This is a genomic window from Kineococcus gypseus, from assembly GCF_050871305.1.
In the GTDB taxonomy this organism is placed as follows: Bacteria; Actinomycetota; Actinomycetes; order Actinomycetales; family Kineococcaceae; genus Kineococcus; species Kineococcus gypseus.
In genome coordinates, this window is sequence record NZ_JBJLRD010000004.1 from 82,085 (window position 1) to 106,941 (window position 24,857).

The 24,857-nt window shown below is 78.0% G+C and carries 27 protein-coding genes; 20 read left to right on the forward strand and 7 right to left on the reverse strand.

Going from position 1 to position 24,857, the window contains the following annotated elements:
• Positions 1–37 precede the first annotated feature (37 nt).
• Positions 38–751: a VIT1/CCC1 transporter family protein gene (locus ACRYMN_RS02305; RefSeq protein WP_432491552.1), complete on the reverse strand. Its 714-nt coding sequence runs from the start codon at positions 749–751 to the stop codon at positions 38–40.
• Between the two features lie 89 nt (positions 752–840).
• Between ACRYMN_RS02305 and ACRYMN_RS02310 the strand changes: the two genes are divergently transcribed.
• The 7 genes from ACRYMN_RS02310 (at position 841) to ACRYMN_RS02340 (ending at position 8,184) form a co-directional block, all read left to right on the forward strand.
• A complete protein-coding gene (locus ACRYMN_RS02310) occupies positions 841–1,008 on the forward strand; it encodes a hypothetical protein (RefSeq protein WP_432491554.1) in 168 nt (55 codons plus the stop codon).
• A 138-nt stretch (positions 1,009–1,146) separates the two neighbouring features.
• Complete coding sequence (locus ACRYMN_RS02315; RefSeq protein WP_432491556.1) at positions 1,147–1,788, forward strand: thioredoxin-like domain-containing protein; 642 nt, start codon at positions 1,147–1,149, stop codon at positions 1,786–1,788.
• On the forward strand, positions 1,755–2,471 hold the full coding sequence (locus ACRYMN_RS02320) for a DUF305 domain-containing protein (protein ID WP_432491558.1): 717 nt from the start codon (positions 1,755–1,757) through the stop codon (positions 2,469–2,471). The genes ACRYMN_RS02315 and ACRYMN_RS02320 overlap by 34 nt, the downstream gene beginning before the upstream one ends.
• On the forward strand, positions 2,468–2,911 hold the full coding sequence (locus ACRYMN_RS02325) for a (deoxy)nucleoside triphosphate pyrophosphohydrolase (RefSeq protein WP_432491560.1): 444 nt from the start codon (positions 2,468–2,470) through the stop codon (positions 2,909–2,911). Before ACRYMN_RS02320 ends, ACRYMN_RS02325 begins: the two co-directional genes overlap by 4 nt.
• Before the next feature lie 48 nt (positions 2,912–2,959).
• Positions 2,960–4,852, forward strand: coding sequence for a translational GTPase TypA (gene typA, locus ACRYMN_RS02330; RefSeq protein WP_432491562.1), 1,893 nt, complete (start codon positions 2,960–2,962; stop codon positions 4,850–4,852).
• A gap of 87 nt (positions 4,853–4,939) precedes the next feature.
• Positions 4,940–6,022 (forward strand): N-acetyl-1-D-myo-inositol-2-amino-2-deoxy-alpha-D-glucopyranoside deacetylase, encoded by a 1,083-nt coding sequence (mshB, locus tag ACRYMN_RS02335; RefSeq protein WP_432491564.1) that lies wholly within the window; start codon positions 4,940–4,942, stop codon positions 6,020–6,022.
• Between the two features lie 164 nt (positions 6,023–6,186).
• A complete protein-coding gene (locus ACRYMN_RS02340; protein WP_432491566.1) occupies positions 6,187–8,184 on the forward strand; it encodes an AAA family ATPase in 1,998 nt (665 codons plus the stop codon).
• A gap of 154 nt (positions 8,185–8,338) precedes the next feature.
• On the opposite strand, the gene ACRYMN_RS02345 is transcribed toward ACRYMN_RS02340, so the two are convergent.
• From ACRYMN_RS02345 to ACRYMN_RS02355, 3 genes are all read right to left on the reverse strand, one after another.
• Positions 8,339–8,731 (reverse strand): type II toxin-antitoxin system VapC family toxin, encoded by a 393-nt coding sequence (locus ACRYMN_RS02345; RefSeq protein ID WP_432491568.1) that lies wholly within the window; start codon positions 8,729–8,731, stop codon positions 8,339–8,341.
• A complete protein-coding gene (locus tag ACRYMN_RS02350; protein ID WP_432491570.1) occupies positions 8,728–8,961 on the reverse strand; it encodes a FitA-like ribbon-helix-helix domain-containing protein in 234 nt (77 codons plus the stop codon). The genes ACRYMN_RS02345 and ACRYMN_RS02350 overlap by 4 nt, the downstream gene beginning before the upstream one ends.
• An 82-nt stretch (positions 8,962–9,043) precedes the next feature.
• Positions 9,044–10,060 carry a GNAT family N-acetyltransferase gene (locus ACRYMN_RS02355; protein WP_432491572.1) on the reverse strand — a complete coding sequence of 339 codons (1,017 nt, stop codon included), beginning with the start codon at positions 10,058–10,060 and terminating at the stop codon, positions 9,044–9,046.
• Between the two features lie 119 nt (positions 10,061–10,179).
• Between ACRYMN_RS02355 and fdxA the strand changes: the two genes are divergently transcribed.
• The 3 genes from fdxA (at position 10,180) to ACRYMN_RS02370 (ending at position 13,088) form a co-directional block, all read left to right on the forward strand.
• Complete coding sequence (gene fdxA, locus ACRYMN_RS02360) at positions 10,180–10,506, forward strand: ferredoxin (protein ID WP_432491574.1); 327 nt, start codon at positions 10,180–10,182, stop codon at positions 10,504–10,506.
• Positions 10,503–11,696: a succinyldiaminopimelate transaminase gene (gene dapC / locus ACRYMN_RS02365; protein WP_432491653.1), complete on the forward strand. Its 1,194-nt coding sequence runs from the start codon at positions 10,503–10,505 to the stop codon at positions 11,694–11,696. Before fdxA ends, dapC begins: the two co-directional genes overlap by 4 nt.
• Positions 11,697–11,801: 105 nt before the next feature.
• Positions 11,802–13,088: a citrate synthase gene (locus ACRYMN_RS02370; RefSeq protein WP_432491576.1), complete on the forward strand. Its 1,287-nt coding sequence runs from the start codon at positions 11,802–11,804 to the stop codon at positions 13,086–13,088.
• A 48-nt stretch (positions 13,089–13,136) separates the two neighbouring features.
• Here ACRYMN_RS02370 and ACRYMN_RS02375 read toward each other — a convergent pair whose 3' ends face one another.
• Entirely contained in the window at positions 13,137–14,126 is a 990-nt protein-coding gene (locus tag ACRYMN_RS02375) for a hypothetical protein (protein ID WP_432491578.1), read from the reverse strand.
• Positions 14,127–14,131: 5 nt separating this feature from the next.
• Positions 14,132–15,181 (reverse strand): 2,3,4,5-tetrahydropyridine-2,6-dicarboxylate N-succinyltransferase, encoded by a 1,050-nt coding sequence (dapD, locus tag ACRYMN_RS02380; protein WP_432491580.1) that lies wholly within the window; start codon positions 15,179–15,181, stop codon positions 14,132–14,134.
• 46 nt (positions 15,182–15,227) lie between these two features.
• Here dapD and dapE point away from each other — a divergent pair, with 46 nt between their 5' ends.
• From dapE to ACRYMN_RS02415, 7 genes are all read left to right on the forward strand, one after another.
• Complete coding sequence (dapE, locus tag ACRYMN_RS02385; RefSeq protein WP_432491582.1) at positions 15,228–16,424, forward strand: succinyl-diaminopimelate desuccinylase; 1,197 nt, start codon at positions 15,228–15,230, stop codon at positions 16,422–16,424.
• A complete protein-coding gene (locus ACRYMN_RS02390; RefSeq protein WP_432491584.1) occupies positions 16,421–17,062 on the forward strand; it encodes an LOG family protein in 642 nt (213 codons plus the stop codon). Before dapE ends, ACRYMN_RS02390 begins: the two co-directional genes overlap by 4 nt.
• A 30-nt stretch (positions 17,063–17,092) precedes the next feature.
• Positions 17,093–17,374, forward strand: coding sequence for a DivIVA domain-containing protein (locus tag ACRYMN_RS02395; RefSeq protein WP_432491586.1), 282 nt, complete (start codon positions 17,093–17,095; stop codon positions 17,372–17,374).
• On the forward strand, positions 17,353–17,895 hold the full coding sequence (locus ACRYMN_RS02400; RefSeq protein WP_432491588.1) for an SRPBCC family protein: 543 nt from the start codon (positions 17,353–17,355) through the stop codon (positions 17,893–17,895). Before ACRYMN_RS02395 ends, ACRYMN_RS02400 begins: the two co-directional genes overlap by 22 nt.
• Complete coding sequence (locus ACRYMN_RS02405) at positions 17,892–19,145, forward strand: hypothetical protein (RefSeq protein ID WP_432491590.1); 1,254 nt, start codon at positions 17,892–17,894, stop codon at positions 19,143–19,145. Before ACRYMN_RS02400 ends, ACRYMN_RS02405 begins: the two co-directional genes overlap by 4 nt.
• 135 nt (positions 19,146–19,280) lie before the next feature.
• A complete protein-coding gene (locus ACRYMN_RS02410; protein ID WP_432491592.1) occupies positions 19,281–19,448 on the forward strand; it encodes a DUF3117 domain-containing protein in 168 nt (55 codons plus the stop codon).
• A 196-nt stretch (positions 19,449–19,644) separates the two neighbouring features.
• Positions 19,645–21,237, forward strand: a complete 1,593-nt coding sequence (locus tag ACRYMN_RS02415) for a leucyl aminopeptidase family protein (RefSeq protein WP_432491594.1) — start codon at positions 19,645–19,647, stop codon at positions 21,235–21,237.
• Between the two features lie 34 nt (positions 21,238–21,271).
• Here the strand turns inward: ACRYMN_RS02415 and ACRYMN_RS02420 are convergent, their stop codons facing one another.
• Positions 21,272–21,913: an O-methyltransferase gene (locus ACRYMN_RS02420; RefSeq protein ID WP_432491596.1), complete on the reverse strand. Its 642-nt coding sequence runs from the start codon at positions 21,911–21,913 to the stop codon at positions 21,272–21,274.
• Between the two features lie 243 nt (positions 21,914–22,156).
• On the opposite strand from ACRYMN_RS02420, the gene sigE reads away from it, so the two are divergent.
• Genes sigE through ACRYMN_RS02435 form a run of 3 tightly spaced genes read left to right on the forward strand, consistent with a single transcriptional unit; the run spans position 22,157 to position 24,851 of the window.
• A complete protein-coding gene (gene sigE, locus ACRYMN_RS02425) occupies positions 22,157–22,756 on the forward strand; it encodes an RNA polymerase sigma factor SigE (RefSeq protein WP_432491655.1) in 600 nt (199 codons plus the stop codon).
• Positions 22,753–23,409 (forward strand): anti-sigma factor family protein, encoded by a 657-nt coding sequence (locus ACRYMN_RS02430; protein ID WP_432491598.1) that lies wholly within the window; start codon positions 22,753–22,755, stop codon positions 23,407–23,409. Before sigE ends, ACRYMN_RS02430 begins: the two co-directional genes overlap by 4 nt.
• Entirely contained in the window at positions 23,406–24,851 is a 1,446-nt protein-coding gene (locus ACRYMN_RS02435; protein WP_432491600.1) for a S1C family serine protease, read from the forward strand. Before ACRYMN_RS02430 ends, ACRYMN_RS02435 begins: the two co-directional genes overlap by 4 nt.
• Positions 24,852–24,857 lie beyond the last annotated feature (6 nt).

Sequence of the window (24,857 nt, forward strand, 5' to 3'; positions counted from 1 at the left end):
CCGCCACCGCCCGGCCCGCCGCCGGCCGGGCGGGGCCTCACAGGCCCGCGCCGACCAGGTGGCCGATGCCGTAGGTGACCACCACGGCCAGCAGGCCGCCGCCGACGTTGCGCGCCACCGCGCGCGGCACCGGCGCCCCGCCCAGGCGCGCGCTGACCCAGCCGGTGACCACGAGCGCCACCACGACCGCGGCCAGGCACACCACCACCCGCGCCGGCTGCGGCGGCAGCAGCACCGCCAGCAGCGGCAGCAGCCCGCCGAGCGTGAACGCCGCGGTGGAGGCCGCCGCGGCCTGCCACGGGCTGGTCAGCTCCTGCGGGTCCAGGCCCAGCTCCGCCTCGGCGTGCGCGGCCAGCGCGTCGTGGGCGGTCAGCTGCACCGCCACCCGGTGCGCCAGCTCCGGCGTCAGGCCCTTGGCCTCGTAGATCGCCGCCAGCTCCTCCAGCTCCTGCTCGGGCGTCTCGGCCAGCTCGCGGCGCTCCTGGGCCAGCAGCGCCCGCTGGGTGTCCGACTGCGTGCTCACCGAGACGTACTCGCCGGTGCCCATCGACAGCGCCCCGGCCACCAGGGCCGCCACCCCGGCCGCGGCCAGCGCGCCGCCGTGGTCGGTGGCGGCCACCACGCCCAGCACCACCCCGGCCACGGAGACCACCCCGTCGTTGGCGCCCAGCACGCCGGCGCGCAGGCGGTTCAGCCGCGCGTCGACGCCGGCGACGTGCAGGGCGGGCTCGTCCGGGTGCGTCTCGACCACGCGCCCGAGGGTAGGACCGGGACCCGGCCCGGCCCGGGACGCCCCCGCGCCGGGCTGACGGCGCGGGGTCGCGCCGCTACGCTCGAAGGATGCAGTTCGTCGTCGCGCTGAGCGTGCTGGCTGTGGCCGCCGGGTTCGCCGTCGTGTACTGGCGCACCAGCCCCCGTCACCGTCGCGTGGTCGCCGCCGCGCGCCTGGACCGCGGTGAGCTGGCCCGCCGCGCGCGCGAGGGCGCGCACACCCCGCGGCACGGCTGAGCCCCGCCGAGCCCGGCCGAGCCCGGTCCGTGGCGCACGTCACGCCCGCCCCCGCGCGCGGGGGTGAACACCCGCGGCGCCCGCGTCGTTGCAGACTGGGAGCGGGCACCACCGGGGTGCGCACGGGGAGAGGGAGTCATGGCCGACACGAAGGACGAGCGCGGCAGCTCGCCCGCGACGGGCCGGCAGGACCGCGCCGCGCGCGTGGCCGCGATGCAGCGGGCTGAGCGCGCCCGGGCCCGCAGGCGCCGGGTGGCGCTCATCGCGGTGCCCACCGTGCTGGTGCTCGGCGCCGGCGCCGGCGTGGCCGGCGTCATCGCCGCGCAGCCGGACCCCCCGTCCCTGGACGCGGTGCGCACCTTCGAGTACACCGCCGGCGCCCACACGCCCGACCCGGTGCAGTACGCCGAGAACCCGCCCGCGGGCGGCGAGCACGACCCGGTCTGGCTCAACTGCGGCATCTACGACGAGCCGGTGCGCAGCGAGAACGCGGTGCACAGCATGGAGCACGGCGCGGTGTGGATCACCTACCGCCCGGACCTGCCCGCCGAGCAGGTCGAGCTGCTGCGCGAGGCCGTCGAGGACCGCGAGTACGCCCTGTTGTCGCCCTACGACGGGCTGCCCTCGCCGATCGTGCTCTCGGCGTGGAACAAGCAGCTGAGCGTCGAGGACGCCGGGGACCGCCGCATCGGCGCGTTCCTGTCCGAGTTCGTCAACGGGCCGCAGACGCCCGAGCCCGGCGCGCTGTGCACCAACGGCGTCGGCACGCCGACGGGCTGAGCCCGGTGCGCCCGCCCGCCCCCGCCCGGCCCGCCGCCGGGCGACGGGCGCTGCTCGTGGTGCTCGCCGTGCTGGTGGCCCTGCTCGGCGGCGTCCTGGTCGGTCGCGCCCTGCCGGACGCCCCCGCGGAGAACTCCGCCGACGTCGGCTTCGCCCGCGACATGAGCGCCCACCACCAGCAGGCGATCGCCATGGCGTTCACGGCGGTGCAGAGCGCCCCGACGCCCGAGGTGCGCCAGCTCGCCGTGGACATCGCCTCCACCCAGGGCAACCAGGCGGGCCGGATGCAGGCCCTGCTGCTGGAGTGGGGCCACCCGCTCAGCGGCTCGGCCCCGCGCATGGCCTGGATGGCCGGCACCGACCACGGCGGCGCCCACGCGCAGCCGCAGCAGGGGGGCGGCCCCATGCCGGGCACGGCGAGCGCGGCGGAGGTGGCCCGCCTGGGCTCCGAGAGCGGCGAGGTCTTCGAGGTCGACTTCCTGCAGCTCATGCTGCGCCACCACGAGGGCGGCCTGGCCATGGCGCGCGCCGGCGCCGAGCGCGTGGGCGACCCGCAGCTGCGGGCCCTGGCCGCGGCGGTCCTGGCCAGCCAGAGCAGCGAGGCGCGCGTGCTCACCGACCTGCTCGCCGCGCGCGGCGCGCAGCCGCTGCCCGCCCCCGCGGGCGCCGAGGGGGCCGCGTGAGGCTCGTGGTGGCCGCGGCGCTGGTGGACGACCTGCACCGGCCGTCCCGGCTGCTGGCCGCGCGCCGCAGCGCCCCGCCGGCCCTGGCGGGGCGCTGGGAGCTGCCCGGCGGCAAGGTCGAGGCGGGGGAGGAGCCGCGCGCGGCGCTGCACCGCGAGCTGCGCGAGGAGCTCGGGGTGGCCGTCGAGCTGGGCGCGGAGGTGCCCGGGCCCGGCGGCGGCGCCTGGCCGCTGGGCGGCGACCTGGTGATGCGGGTGTGGTGGGCCGCGGTGGTGCGCGGGGTGCCCGCGGCGCTGCAGGACCACGACGAGCTGCGCACCCTGCCGCTGGGCGCGTGGGGCTCGGTGGACTGGCTGGACGCCGACGTGCCCCTGGCGCGGCGGCTGGAGGAGCTGGCCCACCCGCCGTCGGCGGGGGGGCGGGCGCGCGCCCGGGGCTAGACTGGGGCGTCAACCCCCTCCACCCCGCAGCGGATCGAGAAGCCAAGCATGCCCCTGAGCACCCGTGAGGACCTGCGCAACGTCGCGATCGTCGCCCACGTCGACCACGGCAAGACGACGCTCGTCGACGCGATGCTCTGGCAGTCCGGCGCCTTCCGCGCCAACGCCGACGTCGCCGACCGCGTCATGGACTCCGGCGACCTCGAGCGCGAGAAGGGCATCACCATCCTCGCGAAGAACACCTCGGTCCGGTACACCGGCCCCGGTGCTCCCGAGGGCGGCATGACCATCAACATCATCGACACCCCCGGCCACGCCGACTTCGGCGGCGAGGTCGAGCGCGGCCTGTCCATGGTCGACGGCGTCGTGCTGCTCGTGGACGCCTCCGAGGGCCCGCTGCCGCAGACCCGCTTCGTGCTGCGCAAGGCGCTGGCCGCGGGGATGCCCGTCGTCATCCTCGTCAACAAGGTCGACCGCCCCGACGCGCGCATCGACGCCGTCGTGGAGGAGACCTACGACCTGCTGCTGGACCTGGCCGCCGACGTCGAGGGCATCGACGCCGACAAGCTGCTCGAGGTCCCCGTCGTGTACGCCTCGGCCAAGAACGGCCGCGCCTCCCTGAACCGGCCCGAGGACGGCGGCCTGCCCGACTCCGAGGACCTCGTCCCGCTGTTCCAGACGATCCTGCAGACCATCCCGGCGCCGACCTACGACCCCGAGACCCCGCTGCAGGCGCACGTCACCAACCTCGACGCCTCGCCGTTCCTGGGTCGCCTGGCCCTGCTGCGCATCTTCTCCGGCGAGCTCGTCAAGGGCCAGCAGGTCGCCTGGTGCAAGCACGACGGCACCATCGAGCGCGTCAGGATCACCGAGCTGCTGGTGACCGAGGCCGTCACCCGCGTGCCCGGCGAGAAGGCCGGCCCCGGCGACATCGTCGCCGTCGCCGGCATCGAGGGCATCACCATCGGCGAGACCCTCGCCGACCCCGAGGACCCGCGCCCGCTGCCGCTCATCACGGTCGACGAGCCCGCCATCTCCATGGTCATCGGCACCAACACCTCGCCCCTGGCCGGGCGCGTCAAGGGCGCCAAGGTCACCGCGCGCCTGGTCAAGGACCGCCTGGAGTCCGAGCTCGTCGGCAACGTCTCCATCCGCGTGCTGCCCACCGACCGCCCCGACGCGTGGGAGGTGCAGGGCCGCGGCGAGCTGGCGCTGGCCATCCTCGTGGAGCAGATGCGCCGCGAGGGCTACGAGCTGACCGTCGGCAAGCCGCAGGTCGTGCTGCGCAAGGACGAGAACGGCAAGACGCTCGAGCCCTTCGAGAACCTCACCATCGACTCCCCCGAGGAGTACCTGGGTGCCATCACCCAGCTGATGGCCGCCCGCAAGGGCCGCATGGAGACGATGACCAACCACGGCACCGGCTGGGTGCGCATGGAGTTCTACGTCCCCTCCCGCGGCCTGATCGGCTTCCGCACCGAGTTCCTCACCGACACCCGCGGCACCGGCATCGCGCACGCGCTGTTCGCGAAGTACGACCACTGGGCGGGCGAGATCCGCACCCGCCAGTCCGGCTCCCTGGTCGCCGACCGCGCCGGGGCGGCCACCGCGTTCGCGATGACCAACCTCCAGGAGCGCGGGCAGATGTTCATCGAGCCGACCTCCGAGGTGTACGAGGGCATGATCGTCGGGGAGAACTCCCGCGCCGACGACATGGACGTCAACATCACCAAGGAGAAGAAGCTCACCAACATGCGCTCGTCGACCTCCGACGAGTTCGAGCGCCTGATCCCCCCGCGCCACCTGTCCCTCGAGCAGTGCCTGGAGTTCTGCCGCGAGGACGAGTGCGTCGAGGTGACCCCGGAGGCCGTGCGCATCCGCAAGGTGGTCCTGGAGGCGTCCGCGCGCGCCAAGACCGCCTCGAAGGCCAAGAAGGGCTGACGGCCCGCACGCCGCCCCCCGGCGTCCCCGCGCCCGGCGAGATCACGCGTCTTGCACCGGGCACCGCCACGGCACAGGGTGGGGCGCATGACGACGACCCCCGAACCCCCCGCAGGGCCCGAGCGCACCGGCGAGGGCGCCGCGGGGGCCGCCACCGCCGGCCGGGACGCGCTGGAGATCGCCGAGGACGTCGTCGACGACGTCGCCCGGGAGCTGGACCCGGCCGAGCTGGCCGCGCTGGAGCGCCTGGACCAGCCGCACCGGCTGCTGCTGGTGCACGCCCACCCCGACGACGAGACCCTGGCCACCGGCCTGACCATGGCCCGCTACGCCGAGGCGGGCGCCCAGGTGGTGCTGCTGACCGCCACCCGCGGCGAGCTGGGCGAGGTGATCCCGCCGCAGCTGGCCCACCTGGGGCCCGAGGAGCTGGCCGAGCACCGCACCGGCGAGCTGGCCGCGGCGATGGAGGCCCTGGGCGTGGAGGACCACCGCTTCCTGACCCGCCCGGACGGCAGCGGCTACCGCGACTCGGGCATGGTGTGGCTGCGGCCCGGGCGCGCCGCGGCCGGCGACGACGTCGACCCGCGCGCGCTGACCGCCGCCGACCCCGAGGAGGTCGCCGGGCGCATCGCCGACGTGGTGCGCGAGGTGCGCCCGCAGGTGGTGGTCACCTACGAGCCCGGCGGCGGCTACGGGCACCCGGACCACGTGCGCGTCGCCGAGGCCACCGCCCGCGCCCTGGTGCTGGCCGCCGGCGAGGGGCGCGGCGACGGCGTCACCGTGCCGTGGCAGGTGGCCAAGGTCTACGAGGTCGTGCAGCCCGCGGGCGAGCTGCGCGCCGCGCTGCGCGAGCTGGCCGCCTCCGGCGCGCCGGGCGCGGCCGACCCCGCCGGGCCCCTGCCCAGCGTCGCGGTGCCCGACGAGCAGGTCACCACCGTCGTCGACGGCGCCGAGCAGGTGCCCGCGAAGATCGCCGCGCTGCGCGCGCACGCCACGCAGGTCGTGCTCGACCTCGACGCGCCGGTGCCGGCGCTGCGGCTGTCCAACGGCGTGCCGCAGCCGCTGGGCGTGCGCGAGCACTTCCGCCTCGTGCACGGCACCGCGGCCGGCCCCTTTGACGCCGACGGGCGCGAGACGGACCTCTTCGCTGGGATCGCCACCACGTCCTGAGCCCCGCGGGCCGCCCGTCGGTGCTCACCTCATCACGCTGCGTTGCTCCAGCCGGGTGAACCCGGTCCTCCGAACCGGTCACCACGGGTCGTCGCCCCGCCGCGGCGGGGGTTGGGTGGAGCCGTGGCCCGGTGCTCCGTCCGGGCGCGAGGAGAGGAGCGGCCGTGGCCGACCACCTGGTGGGGACCCCGCGAACGCAGGCCGGGGCGGCGCGCGGCGCCGTGCGCCGGGCCGGGCGCGACGCCGGGGACGTGGGCCGGCTGCGCGAGCGCCGCCGCCGGCGGCGCACCGCCGTCCTGGCCGGCCTCGCGCTGGCCCTGGCGGCCGCCGGCACCGCGCGGGTGGCCACCGGCCGCCCGCTGCTGCCGGCGTGGCCGAGCGTGGACCCGCTGTACCTGATGTCGGGGTTGTTCTTCGCCGTGCTCATCGCCGTGCTGCTGGGGCAGACCCTCGTAGCCGGGCGCTCCCCGCACGTCGTCTACCGCCCCGAGCAGATCGACGTCACCCTCGACGACGTCGTGGGCCTGGCGCCGGTCAAGGAGGACGTCGAGCGCAGCCTGGACCTCTTCCTGTCCGCGCGCAGCTTCCGCCGCGACATGGGCGGGCGCCCGCGCCGCGGCCTGCTCTTCGAGGGCCCGCCCGGCACGGGCAAGACCCACATGGCCAAGGCCATGGCCCACGAGGCCGGGGTGCCGTTCCTCTTCGTCTCGGCGACCTCCTTCCAGTCCATGTGGTACGGAGCCACCGCCCGCAAGGTGCGCTCCTACTTCCGCGCCCTGCGCCGGGCCGCGCGCGCCGAGGGCGGCGCCATCGGCTTCATCGAGGAGATCGACGCCATCGCCGGCGCCCGCGGCGGGATGTCCGCGGCGGCCACCACCGCCGCGCCCGCGGCCACCGGCGTGCTCGGCTGCGGCGGCCTGACCGGCCTGCTGGTCGACACCGCCGGCACCGGCGCCGCGGCCGCGGGGCTGCGCGTGGAGCGCCTGGCCAGCAGCGAGGGCGCCAGCGGCGTGGTCAACGAGCTGCTCGTGCAGATGCAGTCCTTCGACGAGCCCACCGCCGGCGAGCGGCTGCACAGCTGGGCCGTCGACGCGGTCAACCGCTTCCTGCCCGCCTCCCGGCGCCTGGCCCGCCCGCGCACCGAGCCCGCCGAGGTCCTCGTGATCGCCGCGACCAACCGCGCCGACTCCCTGGACCCCGCGCTGCTGCGCCCGGGCCGCTTCGACCGCCGCCTGGCCTTCGGGCTGCCGGACCGGGCCGGGCGCCGCCAGCTCGTCGACCACTTCCTGGCCCGCAAGGCCCACGAGCCCCAGCTGGACGAGGACGAGCGCCGCGACGCGCTGGCCGGCATCACCAACGGCTACAGCCCCGTGATGATCGAGAGCCTGCTCGACGAGGCCCTGGTCAACGCCGTGCGCCGCGACGCCGACGGCATGTCCTGGGCCGACGTCGAGCACGCGCGCCTGGTCACCGAGGTCGGGCTGGGCCAGCCGGTGGCCTACACGCCCCACGAGGAGCGCCTGATCGCCACCCACGAGGCCGGGCACGCCGTCGTGGCCTGGCTCGTGGCCCCGCAGCGGCGCCTGGAGGTCCTCACCATCGTCAAGCGCGCCTCCGCGCTGGGCCTGCTGGCGCACGGCGACGCCGAGGACGTCTACACCCGCTCCCGCTCCGAGCTGGCCGCCATGATCCGCATCGCCTTCGGCGGGCAGGTCGCCGAGGAGCTCTTCTTCGGCGACGTGTCCACCGGCCCGGCCGGCGACCTGCAGGCCGCGACCTCCACCGCCGCGCAGATGGTCGGCGCCGCCGGCATGGCCGGCACGCTGGTCTCCTTCACCGCCGTGCAGAACGGCGCCCTGGCCGACGGCAACCTCGTCGCCCGCGTCCTGGGCGACGCGGAGGGCCGCCGGCTCGTCGAGGCGCTGCTGACCGAGCAGAAGGAGGCCGTGCGCGAGCTGCTGGGCCGCCACCGCCACCTCGTCGCGGCGCTGCGCGACGCGCTGCTGGAGCGCCACGAGCTCATCGGCCACGAGATCACCGACGTCCTCGAGGCGGCGCACGCCGCCCACGGGGCCGGTGCCGCCCCGCGGGTGGTGGACCTGCGCGACGGCGCGGTGCACCCGCTCTCCCCGGCCACGTCCCCGGGCGCGCTGCGGGACTGAGCCGGGCCCGGCCCGCCCGCGCCCGGAGGGGAGGCGCGGGAGGGGGCCGGCGAGCGGCGGCGCGGCCCGCGCACCTCCGGGGGGAGGGCGCGTGGGCCGGCCGCCGCGCTCGCGGGGCCGCGCACGGGCCGGCAGCGGCCACCGGCGCGGGCCCTCAGCGCAGGAGCTCGAACCGGCACCTGGTGCCGGGCGCGCGCGACAGACGGGCGTCCGCCGTCAGCAGCGGCACGTCCAGCACCTCGGCCAGCGCCACGTACGCGGCGTCGTAGCTCGAGACGGCGTGGCGCAGTTCCCAGCAGCGGCGCAGCAGCGGGCGGTGGGCTGCGCGGCGCAGGGGGACGTCGAGGAGGTCCTGCAGCGCCAGGTCGGCCCGGCGGGCCGGCAGGGCGCCGGAGGCGGCGGCCCGGCGCAGGACGGAGGTGACCTCCAGGTCGACCACCTCCGGGGCGGTGAGCACCTGGCCGCGCAGGTGGTCCCTGGCGCGGTCGCCGTCGGGGCCGTCGTCGGCCAGCGCCGGCGCCAGGACGCTGGCGTCGACGACGATCACGAACGGCGTTCGCGCTCGTCGTGCAGGGCGTCCACGGCCTCGCGGAAGGACACGCTGCCGCCGGCCCGACCGCCGGCGCGGTCGAGGACCTCGTCGAGCGAGGGGGTGCTGGCCTGCTCGACGAGCATGGTGAGCAGGTACTCCTGCAGGGACTGGTGCGCCACTGCCGCGCGCCGGCGCAGCACGGCGTGGATCTCGTCGGGGACGTCCTTGATCTGCACGCTGGGCATGGCGCCACTTTGGCGCCAGTGCCGCCGTCCTGCAATCGCCCAGCCGGTGGTGCGCCGGAGTCGGCAGACCGCGCCGTCGCGCTCACGCGCCGGGGCGCACCCGGTAGTGGTAGGCGTGGTGCACCGCGAAGCCGGCGCCGGCGTACAGGGCACGGGCACCGGTGTTCGCGGCCGCCACCTGCAGGAACGCCGCGGACGCCCCGCGCTCGAGCCCCCACGCGGCCACCTCGGCCAGCAGGCGGCGGGCCAGCCCGCGCCGGCGGTGCTCGAGGGCGACCTCCACGGCCGAGAGGCCCACCCACCCCGGGCTGGCCGACCCGCGCGCCACGGCCACCGTCGCGCCGTCCGCCACGACGCTCAGGAAGACCTGCGCGTCGGCCGAGAGCAGCACGCGCCGGCCCGCCTCGGGCACGGCCGTCGTGCCGCGGTAGCGGTACAGCCCGAGCCAGCCCTCGTCCGGCTCCGCGGCGGCCACCACCGAGCACCCCGGCGGCAGCGGCACCGCGCCCGGGTCCGGCAGCGCGCGCAGCGCCGCGGTCAGCACCAGCGTCGGGGTGTCCACGGCCCAGCCGCGCGCGGCCAGCTCCCCGGCCACCGCCGGCGCGTCGAGCGCGGAGCCGGCGGCGTGGGGCACCGCCACCCGCGCCGGCAGCCCGCGCCGGTCGTAGAAGGCCTCCACCGCGGCGAGCGCCTCGGCCAGCGGCAGGCCGGGGGAGCCGGTGGCCAGGGCGGAGTTCGCGCGCCCGGTGAACCCCCCGGCCGCGCGCAGGCGCCAGCCGCCGAGGTCGACGCGCTCGTCGGGGCGCCAGTGCTCGGCCGCCACGGCCTCCAGCTCGTCCACGCCCAGCGCCTCGTGGGGCGCGCCGCGCCGGCGCGGCGGCGGGGGCACCGCCTTGGCGGCCAGCACGTCCGCGCGGCGCACCCGCACCTCGCCGCGGCGGGTGGCGACCACGAGCGCCGCGCCGTCGGCGGCGACCAGCTCGCCCAGGGCGTCGCTGGCGGAGCCGTCGGCCAGCCGGCGGCGCACCACCACCCGCGCGCCGACCACGAGCTCCTGCTCGCGCAGCACGTGCACCGGCGAGACCTCGCCCACCCGCACCGCCCCCCTCGCACCCCGGGCGCCCGGCCCGCACCGTCCCCGACGGCGAGCACCGCCGGAGTCCGCGATACTAGGAGCACGCGTCCGGCGGCCCCCTGTGCCGGAGGAGGAGGACACCCGTGACCTACGTGATCGCCCAGCCCTGCGTGGACGTCAAGGACAAGGCGTGCATCGAGGAGTGCCCGGTCGACTGCATCTACGAGGGCAAGCGCTCGCTGTACATCCACCCCGATGAGTGCGTCGACTGCGGCGCGTGCGAGCCGGTGTGCCCGGTGGAGGCCATCTACTACGAGGACGACGTGCCCGAGCAGTGGTCGGCGTTCACCGCGGCGAACGTGCAGTTCTTCGACGCGGTCGGCTCGCCCGGTGGTGCGGCCAAGACGGGCCTGATCGAGGCGGACCACCCGGTGGTGGCCGCGCTGCCCCCGCAGGGCGAGGGGCGCTGAGCGCCCCGGCGGCCCCGGGCACCGCGCGCCGGGGCCCGGGCGCCGCGCTGCCGGACTTCCCGTGGGACTCCCTGGCCGGCGCCAAGGCGCTGGCCGCCTCCCACCCCGGCGGGATCGTCGACCTCTCGGTCGGCACGCCCGTGGACCCCACGCCCGAGGTCGTCGCCGCGGCGCTGCGCTCGGCCGCCGACGCCCCCGGCTACCCGCTGACGTGGGGCACCGCGCCGCTGCGCGAGACCGTGGCGGCGTGGTTCGCGCGCCGGCGCGGCGTGCCCGGCCTGGACCCCGACGGCGTGCTGCCCACCGTGGGCTCGAAGGAGCTCGTCGCGTGGCTGCCGCTGCTGCTGGGCCTGGGGCCCGGCGACGCGGTCGCGCACCCGGCGGTGGCCTACCCCACCTACGACGTCGGCGCCCGCCTGGCCGGGGCCACCCCGGTGCCCGTGGACGTCTCCGCCGGCCCCGCCGCGCTGGAGGAGGCCCGCCGCGCCGGGCACCGGGTGCGGCTGCTGTGGCTGAACTCCCCGTCCAACCCCACCGGGGCGGTGCTGGAGGCGCCTGAGCTGGCCGCCCTGGTGGCCTGGGCGCGCGAGCACGGCGCCGTCGTGGCCGGCGACGAGTGCTACGCCGAGCTGGGCTGGGACGCCGCCCACGACGCCTTCCGCGGCGGCCTGGTGCCCTCCGTGCTGGACCCGCGCGTCACCGGCGGGGACACCACCGGCCTGCTGTCGGTGTACTCCACCTCCAAGCAGTCCAACCTGGCCGGCTACCGGGCGGCGTTCGTCGCCGGCGACCCGGCGCTGGTGCGCGAGCTGCTGGAGGTGCGCAAGCACGCCGGGATGATCGTGCCCTGGCCGGTGCAGGTGGCGCTGGCCGCCGCCCTGGCCGACGACGCCCACGTGGCCGCCCAGCGCGAGCGCTACCGCGCCCGCCGCGCGGTGCTGCGCGCGGCCCTGGAGGGCGCCGGCTTCCGCGTCGACGCCTCCGGCGCGGGGCTGTACCTGTGGAGCACCCTGGGCCGCGGCTCGCGCGAGACCGTGGACCTGCTCGCCGCCCGCGGCGTGCTGGTGGCCCCGGGGCACTTCTACGGCGCCGCCGGCGAGCGCCACGTGCGGGTGGCGCTGACCGCCACGGACGAGCGCGTCGCGCAGGTCCCGCAGCGCCTGGCCGGCCTGGACGCGCCCGGCGCCTGATCCCGCGGCGGCGCCCCGGTGGCCCCCGGTGGCCCGTCGGCGCCGCCGGGCGCGCCCGCGTCCCGGTGTTGGGGGAGGTCGCGGGGGACGGGTACGGTCAGCCGCATGGTGGACTCCGTGACGCTGAAGCACGCAGGTGGCGACCTGGACCTGCCGGTGACCCCGGCGACCGAGGGCGCCTCCGGCTTCGGCATCTCCAGCCTGCTCAAGGAGACCGGGCTGGTCACCCTCGACGCGGGCTTCACGAACACCGCCGCGTGCACGTCGGCGATCACGTACATCGACGGCGACGCCGGCGTGCTGCGCTACCGCGGCTACCCCATCGAGCAGCTGGCCGAGAGGTCGTCCTTCATCGAGACCAGCTACCTGCTCATCTACGGCGAGCTGCCCAGCGCCGAGCAGCTGGAGGCGTTCACCGCCCGCATCCAGCGCCACACCCTGCTGCACGAGGACCTCAAGCGCTTCTTCGACGGCTTCCCGCGCGACGCGCACCCGATGCCGGTGCTCTCCAGCGCCGTCAGCGCGCTGTCGACCTTCTACCCCAACAGCCTGAACCCGTTCGACGCCGAGCAGGTGGAGCTGTCCACGATCCGCCTGATGGCCAAGCTGCCCACCATCGCCGCGTACGCGCACCGCAAGTCGCTGGGCCAGCCGCTGCTGTACCCGGACAACCGCCTGGGCCTGGTGGAGAACTTCACCCGCCTGGCCTTCGGCAACCCCGCCGAGGACTACGAGCTGGACCCGGTCATGGTGCGCGCGCTGGACCAGCTGCTCGTCCTGCACGCCGACCACGAGCAGAACTGCTCCACCTCCACCGTGCGCCTGGTCGGCTCCGGCCAGGCCAACCTCTTCGCCTCGGTCTCGGCGGGCATCCACGCCCTGTCCGGTCCGCTGCACGGCGGGGCCAACTCCGCGGTGCTGGACATGCTGGAGACCATCCGCGGCTCCGACGACGACGTCGACACCTTCATGCGGCGGGTGAAGGACAAGGAGAAGGGCGTGCGCCTGATGGGCTTCGGCCACCGGGTGTACAAGAACTACGACCCGCGCGCGGCCATCGTGAAGAAGACCGCCGACCAGGTGCTCTCCCAGCTCGGCGGGCGCGACGAGCTCCTCGACATCGCCGTGCGCCTGGAGGAGATCGCCCTCTCCGACGACTACTTCACCGAGCGCAAGCTGTACCCGAACGTGGACTTCTACACCGGGCTGATCTACAAGGCGATGGGCTTCCCGACGAAGATGTTCACGGTGCTCTTCGCCCTGGGCCGCCTGCCCGGCTGGATCGCCCAGTGGCGCGAGATGATCAACGACCCGGCCACCAAGATCGGCCGCCCGCGCCAGGTGTACGTCGGCGAGGGCGCGCGCGACTACGTGGACGTCACCGCCCGCTGACGCCGCCGCGCGGGCGCCCGCCGCCGCGGGCCGCGCCGCGCGCCCGGCTCAGGCCACGCGCACCCGCACGGCGCCGGCCGGCACGCCCGTTCCGGCCGGCGTCCAGCCGTGCCCCGAGCGCTCGCGCACCCAGGTGCTGCCCTCGACGCTGACCTCCACCACGTCGTGGGCGTCGGCCGAGGCCACCGCCCACGCCGCCGCCGCCCACGCCAGGCGGGCGGCGTCCTCGCCTTCCAGGGCGTACTGCAGCGCCTTGCCGTCGGTGCCGGGCACCACCCGCGGGGCCACCGCGACCACCTCGGTGCCCATCGCGTCGCGCAGCCGCTGCGCGCCGGCGGAGGCCTCCTCGTCCGTGCCCACCTGCGCGTCCGGCTCGGCGGCGCGCAGCCGGCAGGTGAAGCCGGCCGGGGTGTAGCCGGTCAGCGCCGAGGCGATCAGCCGCGCCTCCGGCTCGTGGTCGCCGTAGGCCAGCGGGAAGCCGCTGCGCTGCACCTCCTGCGCGGCGTCGGTCACCGGCAGGTCGCGGTAGCCGTCGACCTCCACCAGCGCGTCGTAGAACGCGGTGGTGGCGAAGACCGGGTCGCGCACCTGCTCGGGGGAGCCCCAGCCCTGCGAGGGCCGCTGCTGGAAGAGCCCCAGGGAGTCGCGGTCGCCGTGGTCGAGGTTGCGCAGCCCCGACTCCTGCACGACCGTCGCGATCGCGATGGTGGCCGCGCGCGCCGGTAGGCCGCGGCGCACGGCCAGGCCCACCACGGTGGCGGCGTTGCGCGCCTGCTCCGGCGAGAGCGAGGTGCTCGCCCCGTCGACGGTGGCGGTGCAGCGCTCGCGCACCACGGGCGCGTCGTCGTCGCGCACCAGCCACAGCGCCCCGGCGGTCAGCACCACCAGGGCCGAGCCGGCGGCCACCAGGGGCCGCAGCCGCCGCGCGCGCCGGTTGGCCGCGGACGCCGAGCGCGGCAGGGCGCCGCGGGTGGGCCGGCGGGCGGGGCGGCGGGCGGGGCGGGGCGCGCCGGGGCCGCGCGAGGTGCTGACGGGCACCGGCGTCAGTTGGCGTGCAGGGCGGCGTTCAGCTCGACCGCCACGCCCCGCCGCGGCAGCGCCTCCACCGCCCCGGTGACGGAGTTGCGGCGGAACAGCAGCCCGGAGGAGCCCGAGAGGGTGCGCGCGGCGACCGTGCGCAGCGCGGTGCCGGACTCGTCGAGCACGGAGACCTTCGTGCCGGCCGTGACGTAGGTGCCGGCCTCGACCACGCAGTCGTCGCCCAGGGAGATGCCGGTGCCGGAGTTGGCCCCCAGCAGCGTGCGCCGCCCGATGCTGACGACCTCCTTGCCGCCGCCGGAGAGGGTGCCCATGATCGAGGCGCCGCCGCCGACGTCCGAGCCGTCGCCGACGACGACCCCGGCGGAGATGCGGCCCTCGACCATGGAGGTGCCCAGCGTGCCGGCGTTGTAGTTGACGAAGCCCTCGTGCATGACGGTGGTGCCCGGGGCCAGGTGCGCGCCCAGGCGCACGCGGTCGGCGTCGGCGATGCGCACGCCGGTGGGGGTGACGTAGTCGGTCATGCGCGGGAACTTGTCCACGCCGTAGACGGTGACCGGGCCGACGTTGGCGCGCAGCGCCAGGCGGGTGCGCTCGAAGTCCGCCACCGCGCACGGGCCGCGGTTGGTCCACACCACGTTGGCCAGCACCCCGAAGATCCCGCTGAGGTCGACGGTGTTGGGCGCCACCAGGCGGTGCGAGAGCAGGTGCAGGCGCAGGTAGGCGTCGGCGGCGTCGGCGGGCGCGGCGTCGAGGTCGACCCGCGTGGTCACCACGCGCTGGCGCACCCGCCGGTGCGGGTCGGAGTCCTCCAGCGCGGCCAGCTCGGCCGGCACCCCGTAGGAGCTCGCCTCGCCGGAGGTGGCCGCGCCCAGCGCCGGGAAGGGGTACCAGACGTCCAGCACGGTGCCGTCCTCGGCGACCGTGGCCAGCCCGTGCCCCCAGGCGCGCCGCGAGGCGGCGGTGCTGCCGGACCCGCCGGCGGACCCGCCGCCGGGGGCGGTGGCGGGGTCCGTGGCGGGGGGCGTGGCGGGGGGGTTCGTCTGCTCGCTCACGCCCGCGACCCTACCCGCCGGCCGGGCAGCGCCTAGGGTTCGAGGCGTGACCCCGACGACCGCCCCGGCCACCGCCCCGGCCACCGCCCCGGCCACCGCCCCGGCCACCGACCGGTACGACCTCGCCGACCCCGCGCTCGACGTGGTGGAGCTGACCCGCAGGGTGTGCGACACCGAGTCCGTCAGCGGCGCCGAGCGGGCCCTCGCCGACGCCGTCGAGGCGGCCCTGCGCTCCTTCGCCGGCGGCGCGCTGGAGGTGCTGCGCGACGGCGACGCCGTCGTGGCCCGCACCGCGCTCGGGCGCGGCGAGCGGGTGCTGCTGGCCGGGCACCTGGACACCGTGCCGCTGGCCGACCCGCCGAACCTGCCGGTGCGCCGCGAGCAGCACCCCGTCGACGGCGACGTCCTCGTCGGGCGCGGCACGTGCGACATGAAGGGCGGGGTGGCCGTGCTGCTGGTGCTGGCGCGCGAGACCGCCGCCGCCGTCGCCGCCGGGCGCGGCCCGCAGCGCGACGTCACCTTCGTCCTCTACGACAACGAGGAGGTCGAGGCCGCTCGCAACGGCCTGGGCCGCCTGGCCCGCAACGCCCCGCACCTCCTCGCGGCCGACTTCGCGGTGCTGCTCGAGCCGTCCTCGGCGGTCGTCGAGGGCGGCTGCAACGGCACCCTGCGCGCGGAGGTGACCACCACGGGCAGGGCGGCGCACTCCGCGCGCGCCTGGCGCGGCAGCAACGCGATCCACGCCGCCGCCCCGGTGCTGACCCGCCTGGCGCAGCACGTCCCGCGCGAGGTGGAGGTGGAGGGCCTGGTCTTCCGCGAGGGCCTGAACGCGGTGGGCATCAGCGGCGGCATCGCCGGCAACGTGATCCCCGACCGGTGCGTGGTCACCGTCAACCACCGCTTCGCCCCGGCGTTCTCCGCCGCCGAGGCCGAGGCGCACGTGCGCGAGGTCCTCGACGGCTTCGACGTGCGCGTGACCGACGTCGCCGAGGGCGCCCGCCCCGGCCTGCACCTGCCGGCCGCGGCGGAGTTCGTGCGCCGCACCGGCACCGAGCCGCTGCCGAAGTTCGGCTGGACCGACGTCGCGCGCTTCTCGGCGCTGGGCGTGCCGGCCGTCAACTACGGTCCCGGCGACAACGCCACCGCCCACGCCGACGACGAGCGCTGCCGCGTGGAGGAGCTCGAGCGGTGCCTGGACGTCCTGCGCGGCTGGCTGCTCGGCGCGGGGGAGGGGGCGGCGTGAGCACCATCTGCCTCTACGGCAGCGCCTCCGGCGGCATCGACGAGCGGCACGTGCAGCTGGCCGCGCACGTCGGGCGCCTCATCGGCGAGCGCGGCCACGACCTCGTCTACGGCGGCGGCGGCACCTCCGTCATGGGCGCCGCGGAGGCCGCCGCGCGCGCGGCGGGCTCGCGCACCACCGGCGTGATGCCCAAGGCGCTCATGGACCTGGAGCTGCCCCCCGAGGGCCTCGGCGAGCTGGTCGTCACCGCCGACATGCGCGAGCGCAAGGCGGAGATGGACGCGCGCGCGGACGCCTTCATCGTCCTGCCCGGCGGGCTGGGCACGCTGGAGGAGCTGTTCGAGATCTGGGTGGCGCGCACCATCGGCCTGCACACCAAGCCGCTGGCCGTGCTGGACCTCGACGGGCACTACGCGGGCCTGCGCCGCTGGCTCGAGGAGCTCGTCGAGCGCCGCTTCGCCCGCCCCCTCGTCTTCGAGGTGGTGCTCTTCACCGACGACCCCGCCGCGGCCCTGGACCACCTCGAGACGGCCCCGCGCGAGCGCGTCTCGCTGCCCAGCTCGGAGATCGTCGGCAGCTTCGCGGACTTCCCCACCGACCCGCGCGGCGAGCGGGGGGAGCCGGGGGGCCGGCCGTGACGGGGGAGCGGCCGTGACGGGGGGCCGGCCGTGACGGTGGTGCTGCTGGCGCTGGTGCTGCTGGCCGTCGGCGCGGTCGCCGCCGTGGCCACCGGCCGCGTCGGCGGCGCCCTGGGCCCGGCGGTGACCGACCGGCCGTACCGCGGCCTGCCCGAGGGGCCGGTGCTGGCGTCCGACGTCGACGAGGTGCGCTTCACGCCCGCGCTGCGCGGCTACCGCATGGACGAGGTCGACGCCGTCCTGGACCGGCTGCGCGAGGAGATCCGCGAGCGCGACGAGGAGCTGGCCGCGTGGCGCGCCGTCGAGGACTGAGCCCCGCGGGCGCGGCGGCGGCCCGGGCGGCGCGGGTGGCGCGCCGGCGCGGGGAGGTGCGCTTCACCGCCCGCGCGGTGGTCGCCGCCGACGCCGGGCGCGTCTTCGAGGTGCTCACCGACTGGCCGCGGCAGAGCGCGTGGGTGCCCGCCACCGTCGTCGAGCGCCGCGGCGGGCCGGTGGCCGCGCCCGGGGAGCGCTTCGCCGGGGTCAGCCGCCTGGGCCCGCTGGTGCTCGACGACGAGATGGTCGTCGTGGCGCGCACCGCCCCGGCGCCGGGGCGCGAGGGCCGGGTGCGGGTGCGCAAGGTCGGCGTGCAGCTCGGCGGCGTGGTCGACCTCGTCGTGCGCGGGGACGGTCCGGGCCGGGCGCGGGTGGAGTGGACCGAGCGCATCCTCGTGCGCCCGCGCGCGCTGGCGCTGCTGGCCTCCCTCGGCGGGCCGCTGCCCGCCCTGCTGGGCCGGGCGGCCTTCGGGGCGGTGCTGCGCGCGGCCCGGCGGGAGCTGGAGGGGCGCGCGTGAGCGCCCCCGCGGCGCCGGCGCACCCGGCCGGCCCGCGCGCCCGCGCGCTGGTGCGCCCGCTGCTGCTGCGCTGGCTGCGGCTGCCGGCCGCGGTGCGGGTGCTGGCCGTCTACGCGCTGGCGCGGCTGTTCACCGCCGCGGTGCTCGCCGCCGTGGCCCGCTTCCAGCCGCCCAGCGCCTGGACGCCGCAGGACCCCGGCTACGCCGACGTGCTCGTGCTCTGGGACGCCACCTGGTACCGCTCGATCGCCGAGCACGGCTACCCCTCCGCCGTGCCGCTGGGGGCCGACGGCGACCCGCGCCAGTCGGAGCTGGCCTTCTACCCGGTGGCGCCGCTGCTGGCGCGGGCCCTCATGGCCACCGGCCTGCCGTTCGCGTGGGCCGGCTCGCTGGTCTCGCTGCTGACCGGGGCCGCGGCGGCGGTGGGCGTGCACGCGCTGCTGCTGCGGGCGCTGTCCGCGCGCCGCCCGGCGGGCGCGGCGCGGCGCGGGGCGTGGAGCGCGGCGGTGCTGCTGTGCGTGTGCCCGCCGGCGGTGGTGCTGCAGGTGCCGTACACCGAGGGCCCGGCGCTGGCGCTGCTGGTGGCGTTCCTGCTGCTGCTGCAGCGCCGGCGCTACCTGCCGGCGGCCGCGGTGGCGCTGGTGCTGGGGCTGACGCGGCCGGTGGCGGTGCCGCTGTCGGTGGTCGTCGCCGTGCACCTGCTGCTGCGCGCGCGCGAGGGGCACCGCCGCGGGGCGGTGCTGGGCGGGCGGGTGGCGCTGCGCGCCCTGGTGCTGCTGGGCGCCAGCAGCGCGGCGGGGCTGCTGTGGCCGGTGACCGCGGCGCTGCTGACCGGGCGCGCCGACGCCTACACCGCCACGATGGGCGCCTGGCGCGCCGGCGGGCGCGTGGAGTGGCTGCAGCCGTGGTGGTCCGTCTCACGCTACCTGCTCGGCGGGGCCGGCCCGCCGCTGCTGGTGCTCCTCGTCGTCGCGTACGCCGCCTGGCTGCTCTCGCGGCGCACCGCCGCGCTGGGCGCGGACCTGCGCACCTGGTGCCTGGCCTACCCCGCCTACCTGCTGGTGGTGCTGGACCCCTTCACCAGCCTGTTCCGCTACCTCGTGCTGCTCTTCCCGCTCGGCGGCCTGGTGGGCCTGCACCCGCGCCGGCGCGGCGCGCTGGGGGCGTGGGTGGCGGCCTCGCTGGCCCTGCAGGTGGTGTGGACGGCGTGGCTGTGGCGCTTCTCCCCGCCCTCCGACTGGCCGCCGTGAGCGCGACGCGTGATCGGCGCGGGCGCCCGGGCGCACGGCGCGCGGTGGCGATGGGGGATGATGGAGCCACGCGCCGCCGCGGCGACCGGTCGCGGCCGGCGGGCGCACGAGGACCACGAGAGAGGACGCACGCCGATGGCGGCCATGAAGCCGAGGACCGGGGACGGTCCGCTGGAGGTCACCAAGGAGGGGCGCGGCATCGTCCTGCGCATGCCGCTGGAAGGGGGTGGCCGTCTCGTGGTCGAGATGACCCCCGACGAAGCCGGTGCCCTCGGGGAGGCCATCGCCTCGGTCGTCGGCTGAGGACCACGGCTCGGGGGGGGGGGGGGGGGGGGGGCGGCCGCCCGCCGGCCCCCCCCCCCGCCCCCCGGCCCCGGCCCCCCCCCCCCCCCCCCCCCCCCCCCCCCCCCCCCCCCCCCCCCCCCCCCCCCCGTCCCCGCGCGCGGCCGCCGCGGCCCGCGCCCCCCGCGCACACCCGCCCTCCCGGACAGGACGCCCCGTGAGCACCTCCCCCCTCCCCGAGACCGTGCGCTCCGCCCCGCCCGAGCTGCGGCGCTGGGACCCGCCGGCCGTGCACGTGGTGCCCGGCCCGCTGACCGGCGCCGACCTCGACGGCTGCGACGTGCTGGGCGTGCCGGTGGCCCCCGGCGAGGGCGACGGCCCGGTCCGGCCGCGCCCGGGCGCCGCCGACGCCGCCGTGCGCTACGGCGTGGACCTGGCCGCGCTGCTGGCCGCCGAGGAGGTCTCCGGCCGCGCCGGCAGTACCTGGCGCCTGCCCGTGCCGGCCCCGGCCGGCTCCCCGCGCCGGCTGCTGGCCGTGGGCGCGGGCGACTCCTCGCCCGCGGCGCTGCGCCGGGCCGCGGCCGCCCTGGCCCGCGCCGCCGGCCCCGCCGCGGACGTGGCCACCACCCTGGCCGACGGCGCCGGCGAGGAGGGCGTGCGCGCGGTGGTCGAGGGCTTCCTGCTCGCCTCCCACGTGCCGCCCACGGCCGCGCGCCGCCCCGACGGCGAGCGCCCCGACGGCGAGCGCCCCGACGGCGAGCGCCCCGCGCGCCGCCTCGTGCTCGTCGGCGACGTGCCGGCCGCCGCCGTGGCGCGCGGGCAGGCGCTGGCCGCGGCCACCGCCCTGGCCCGCGACCTGGCGGCCACCCCCTCCAACCTCAAGGACCCCGCCTGGCTCGTGGCGCGCACCCGCGAGGTGGCCGCCGAGCACGGCCTGACGGTGGAGGTGCGCGACGCGGCGCGCCTGCGCCGGGAGGGCTTCGGCGGGCTGCTGGCCGTCGGCGGCGCCTCGCCCTCGCCGCCGGCGCTGGTGCAGGTGCGCCACCGCCCCCGCGGGCGGGCCGGCGCCGGCGCGCCGCACGTCGTCCTCGCCGGCAAGGGCATCACCTACGACACCGGCGGCCTGGCGCTGAAGCCGCGCGAGTCGATGGTGGCCATGAAGACCGACATGACCGGCGCGGCCGTCGTGCTGGCCGTGGTCGCCGCGGCCGCCCGGCTGCGGCTGCCGGTGCGCGTGACCGGCCTGCTGGCGCTGGCCGAGAACTCCTTCGGCGGCGCCTCCTACCGCCCCGGCGACGTCGTGCGCCACCACGGCGGGCGCACCACCGAGGTCAACAACACCGACGCCGAGGGCCGCCTGGTGCTCGGCGACGCCCTGGCGCACGCCCACGCCTCCCTCGACCCGGACGTGCTCGTCGACGTCGCCACCCTCACCGGCGCCGCCTCCGTCGCGCTCGGCAAGCGGCACGCGGCCCTGTTCGCCACCGACGACGAGCTCGCCGCGCAGCTGCAGGCCGCCTCGGAGGCCTCCGGCGAGCAGGTCTGGCGCCTGCCGCTGGTGCCCGAGTACGCCGAGCTGCTGCGCTCCGACGTCGCCGACGCCCGGCAGGTGGCCACCGCCCCGGGGGCCGGCGCCGGCACGATCCTGGCCGCGCAGTTCCTGCAGCCCTTCACCGGCGGGCGCCGCTGGGCGCACCTGGACATCGCCGGGCCCGCCCGCGCGGACGGCGCCGAGCACGAGGTCAACCGCGGCGCCACCGGCTTCGGCGCCCGCCTGCTGCTGCGCTGGCTGGAGTCGCTGGCCGGCTGAGCCGGGGCGGGGGCCGCCGGCCGGTGCGGGCGCGTCAGGGGCGCCGCACCGCCAGCAGCAGCCCCTCGCCGGCCGGCAGCAGCGCGCACAGCCAGCGCTCGTCCTCGGCCAGCGCCCGGCCGAGCTCGCGCAGCGCCACCGTGGACGCGTCGCGCGCCGCCGGGTCGGCCACGCGCCCCTGCCACAGGGCGTCGTCGACGACGAGCAGCCCCCCGGGGCGCAGCAGCCGCAGCGCCTGCTCCAGGTAGGCGGAGTACTCGCGCTCGTCGCCGTCGAGCAGCACCAGGTCGTAGGCGGAGTCGCTCAGCCGCGGCAGCACCTCCAGGGCGCGCCCCGGGATGAAGCGCGCCCGCTGGCTGCGCACCCCGGCGTCGGCCACCGCCTCGCGCGCGGCGCGCTGGCGCTCGCCGTCGACGTCGATGGTCGTCAGCACGCCGTCGGGCGCCATGCCGCGCAGCAGGCTGACCGTGGACACGCCCGTGCCGGTGCCCACCTCCACGGCCGTGCGGGCCTTGGCCGCGGCGGCCAGCACCGTCAGCGCGGCGGCCGTGCCCGGCGAGACGGGCTCGCAGCCGAGGTCGGCCGCGCGGGCGCGGGCCTCCTGCAGCACCTCGTCCTCGGCGGTGAACTGCTCGGCGTAGGCCCAGCTGGCGGGCTGCTTCGCGGGCGGGGGCACCCGGGCAACCTAGTGCATGCGCGCCGTCACGGTCCCGACCGCGACCTCCGGGGGACGCGGGAACCGCCCGGGTCCGCCCCGCGTTGGGACCGGTGACGCCGATGGGCGAGATCACACCGCGGGGAGTGGCCCCGCCGGGGGGAGTGGGGGAGCATGGTGGCAGTGGCGGCGCCGTTCGCGGTCCCCTTCCCCGCCCGCGCCAGGAGGAACCCCGTGCCAGACGACCCAGGCGGCGCCCGGGCGGTGCCCGGCGAGCGGGACGCGCAGCCGTCCGCCCCCGCGTGGGTGCCCCCCACGTGGGAGGAGGTCGTGCGCGACCACTCCGGCCGCGTCTACCGCCTGGCGTACCGCCTGACGGGCAACCGCCACGACGCCGAGGACCTCACCCAGGAGGTCTTCGTGCGCGTCTTCCGGTCCCTGTCGAGCTACCAGCCGGGCACCTTCGAGGGCTGGCTGCACCGCATCACCACGAACCTCTTCCTGGACCAGGTGCGCCGTAAGCAGCGCATCCGCTTCGACGCCCTGGCCGAGGACGCCGGCGAGAAGCTGCCCAGCACCGACGTCGGCCCCGAGCGCGCCTACGAGCACCGCAACCTCGACGACGACGTCCAGGCGGCGCTGGACTCCCTGCCGCCGGACTTCCGCGCCGTGGTGGTGCTGTGCGACATCGAGGGCCTGTCCTACGAGGAGATCGCCGCCACCCTGGGCGTCAAGCTCGGCACGGTGCGCTCGCGCATCCACCGCGGCCGCGCCCAGCTGCGCACGGCGCTGGCGCACCGCGCCCCGCGCCCCCCGGCGCCCACCGCCCCTCCCCGCCTGGCGCTCGGCGAGGAGCGCTCGTGAGCGGACCGCACCTCGGCGCGCGGGTCAGCCCGCTCGTCGACGGGCGGCTCGCCCCCGACGCGGCCGTGCGCGCCGGCGAGCACCTGCGGGCCTGCGCCGACTGCGCCGAGGCGGTGGAGGCCGAGCGCCTCGTGCGCGCCCGGTTGCGCGCGCTGCCCGACCTCGAGCCGTCCGCGGACCTGCTGGTGCGCCTGCGCGACATCGGCGGACCCGGCGGTCCGCTGCCCCCGCGCGACCGCCCCATGGCCGTCCCGGCCCGCCCGGCGGTGGGCGCCGCGCCCCCGGCCCGCGCCGACCTGGCCCACCCACCGGCGCGCACCCGCCCCGCGCCCGCCCCGGCCCGGCGCCGCCGGGTGCACCGCCGACCGGTGGCCGCGGCGCTGGCGGGCACCTTCTCGCTGCTCGGCGTGGGCATCGCCGGCTTCCTCGTGCTCGGCGGCCAGCAGCCGCAGGCCCCGGCCCCGGTGGCCGAGCTGCGCACCACGCCCTCCAGCGCCCCGGTCGCGCCGCGACCCTCGACCAGCCCAGCGGTGCCCGGCGCCCCGGTGCCCGTCCCGGCGGCGCCCGCGACGAGCGCCCCGGCGGACGGCGCGGCGAGCCCCGTCGCCACCTCCCCGGCGCCCGCTCCCGAGCGCGCCGCCCCCTCCCGGTGACCGGCCCCACCGCCCCCGGCGGCTGGGGCGCTCCGGGCGGCCCCGGGGACGAGGCCCCGCGCGAGCAGGCCCCGCGCGACCCGTGGGCGAGCCCGCCGGACGAGCGGGCCCCGCGCGACCCGTGGGCGAGCCCGCCGGAGCCGCAGCGCTCCGGGGCCTCGCCCTGGGGCGCGCCCGAGCCGCCCCGGCCGCACGGCGCGGAGCAGCACCCCCCGCAGCCCCACGAGCAGCACCCCGCGGAGCAGGGGTGGCCGGCGCAGTCGTGGCCGCCGCCGCCGCAGGGCGCCGGGCAGGACCCGTCCTGGCAGCAGTGGCCGCCCCCGGCGCCGGCGCGCCGGCGCAGCGGGCGCACCGCGCGGCTGCTGGGCGCCGGTTCGGCCGTGCTGCTGCTCGGGGTGGCCGGCGGCTTCGCCGGCGCGCTGCTGCAGGAGCGCTCGCAGGGCACCGGCCCCTACCCGGCCGTCGCCGTGGCCGACCCGGAGCCGGGCAGCACCGTGCGCCCCGCCGGCAGCGTGGCCGAGATCGCGCGCACCGCGCTGCCCAGCGTGGTGGCGCTGCAGGTCGAGGGCAGCGGCGGCAGCGGCACCGGCTCCGGCTTCGTCCTCCAGACCGAGGCCGCTGACGCCTCCGAGGCGTTCGTGCTGACGAACAACCACGTCGTGGCCGGCGCGTACGACGACGGCGTGACCGTCGTCTTCCAGGACGGTGCCCAGGTGCCCGGCCGGGTGGTCGGCGCCGACGCCTCCTACGACCTCGCCGTCGTGCGCGTCGAGCGCGAGGGCCTGCGCCCGCTGGCGCTGGGCGACTCCGCCAGCGTGGTCGTCGGCGACCGCGTCGTGGCCGTGGGCGCGCCGCTGGGGCTGCAGGGCACCGTCACCGAGGGCATCGTCTCGGCGCTGAACCGCCCGGTCTCCGCCGGCGGGCGCGGCGCGGAGGAGGCCTCCTACATCCAGGCCATCCAGACCGACGCGGCCATCAACCCGGGCAACTCCGGCGGGCCGCTGCTCAACGACCGCGGCGAGGTGGTCGGGGTGAACTCCGCGATCGCCGCCCTGCCCGGCGCCCAGGGCGGCGGGACGGCCGGCAGCATCGGGCTCGGCTTCTCCATCCCCTCCGCCCAGGCCGGGCGCACCGCCGAGCAGCTCATCCGCACCGGCCGCGCGGTGCACCCGGTGATCCGCGTCTCCCTGGACAGCCAGTACCGCGGCGAGGGCGTGCAGGTGCTCGACCAGCCCGGCGCGGTCGAGAGCGGCGGGCCCGCCGACCGCGCGGGGCTGCGCCCGGGCGACGTGGTGCTGGCCGTGGACGGGCGCCCGGTGACCGAGGCCGCCGAGCTCATCGTCGACATCCGCGCCCGCCAGCCCGGCGACACGGTCACGCTCACGGTGCGCCGGGGGGGTCAGGACCTGCAGGTGCCCGTGACCCTCGAGGCGGACGGTTAGGATCCT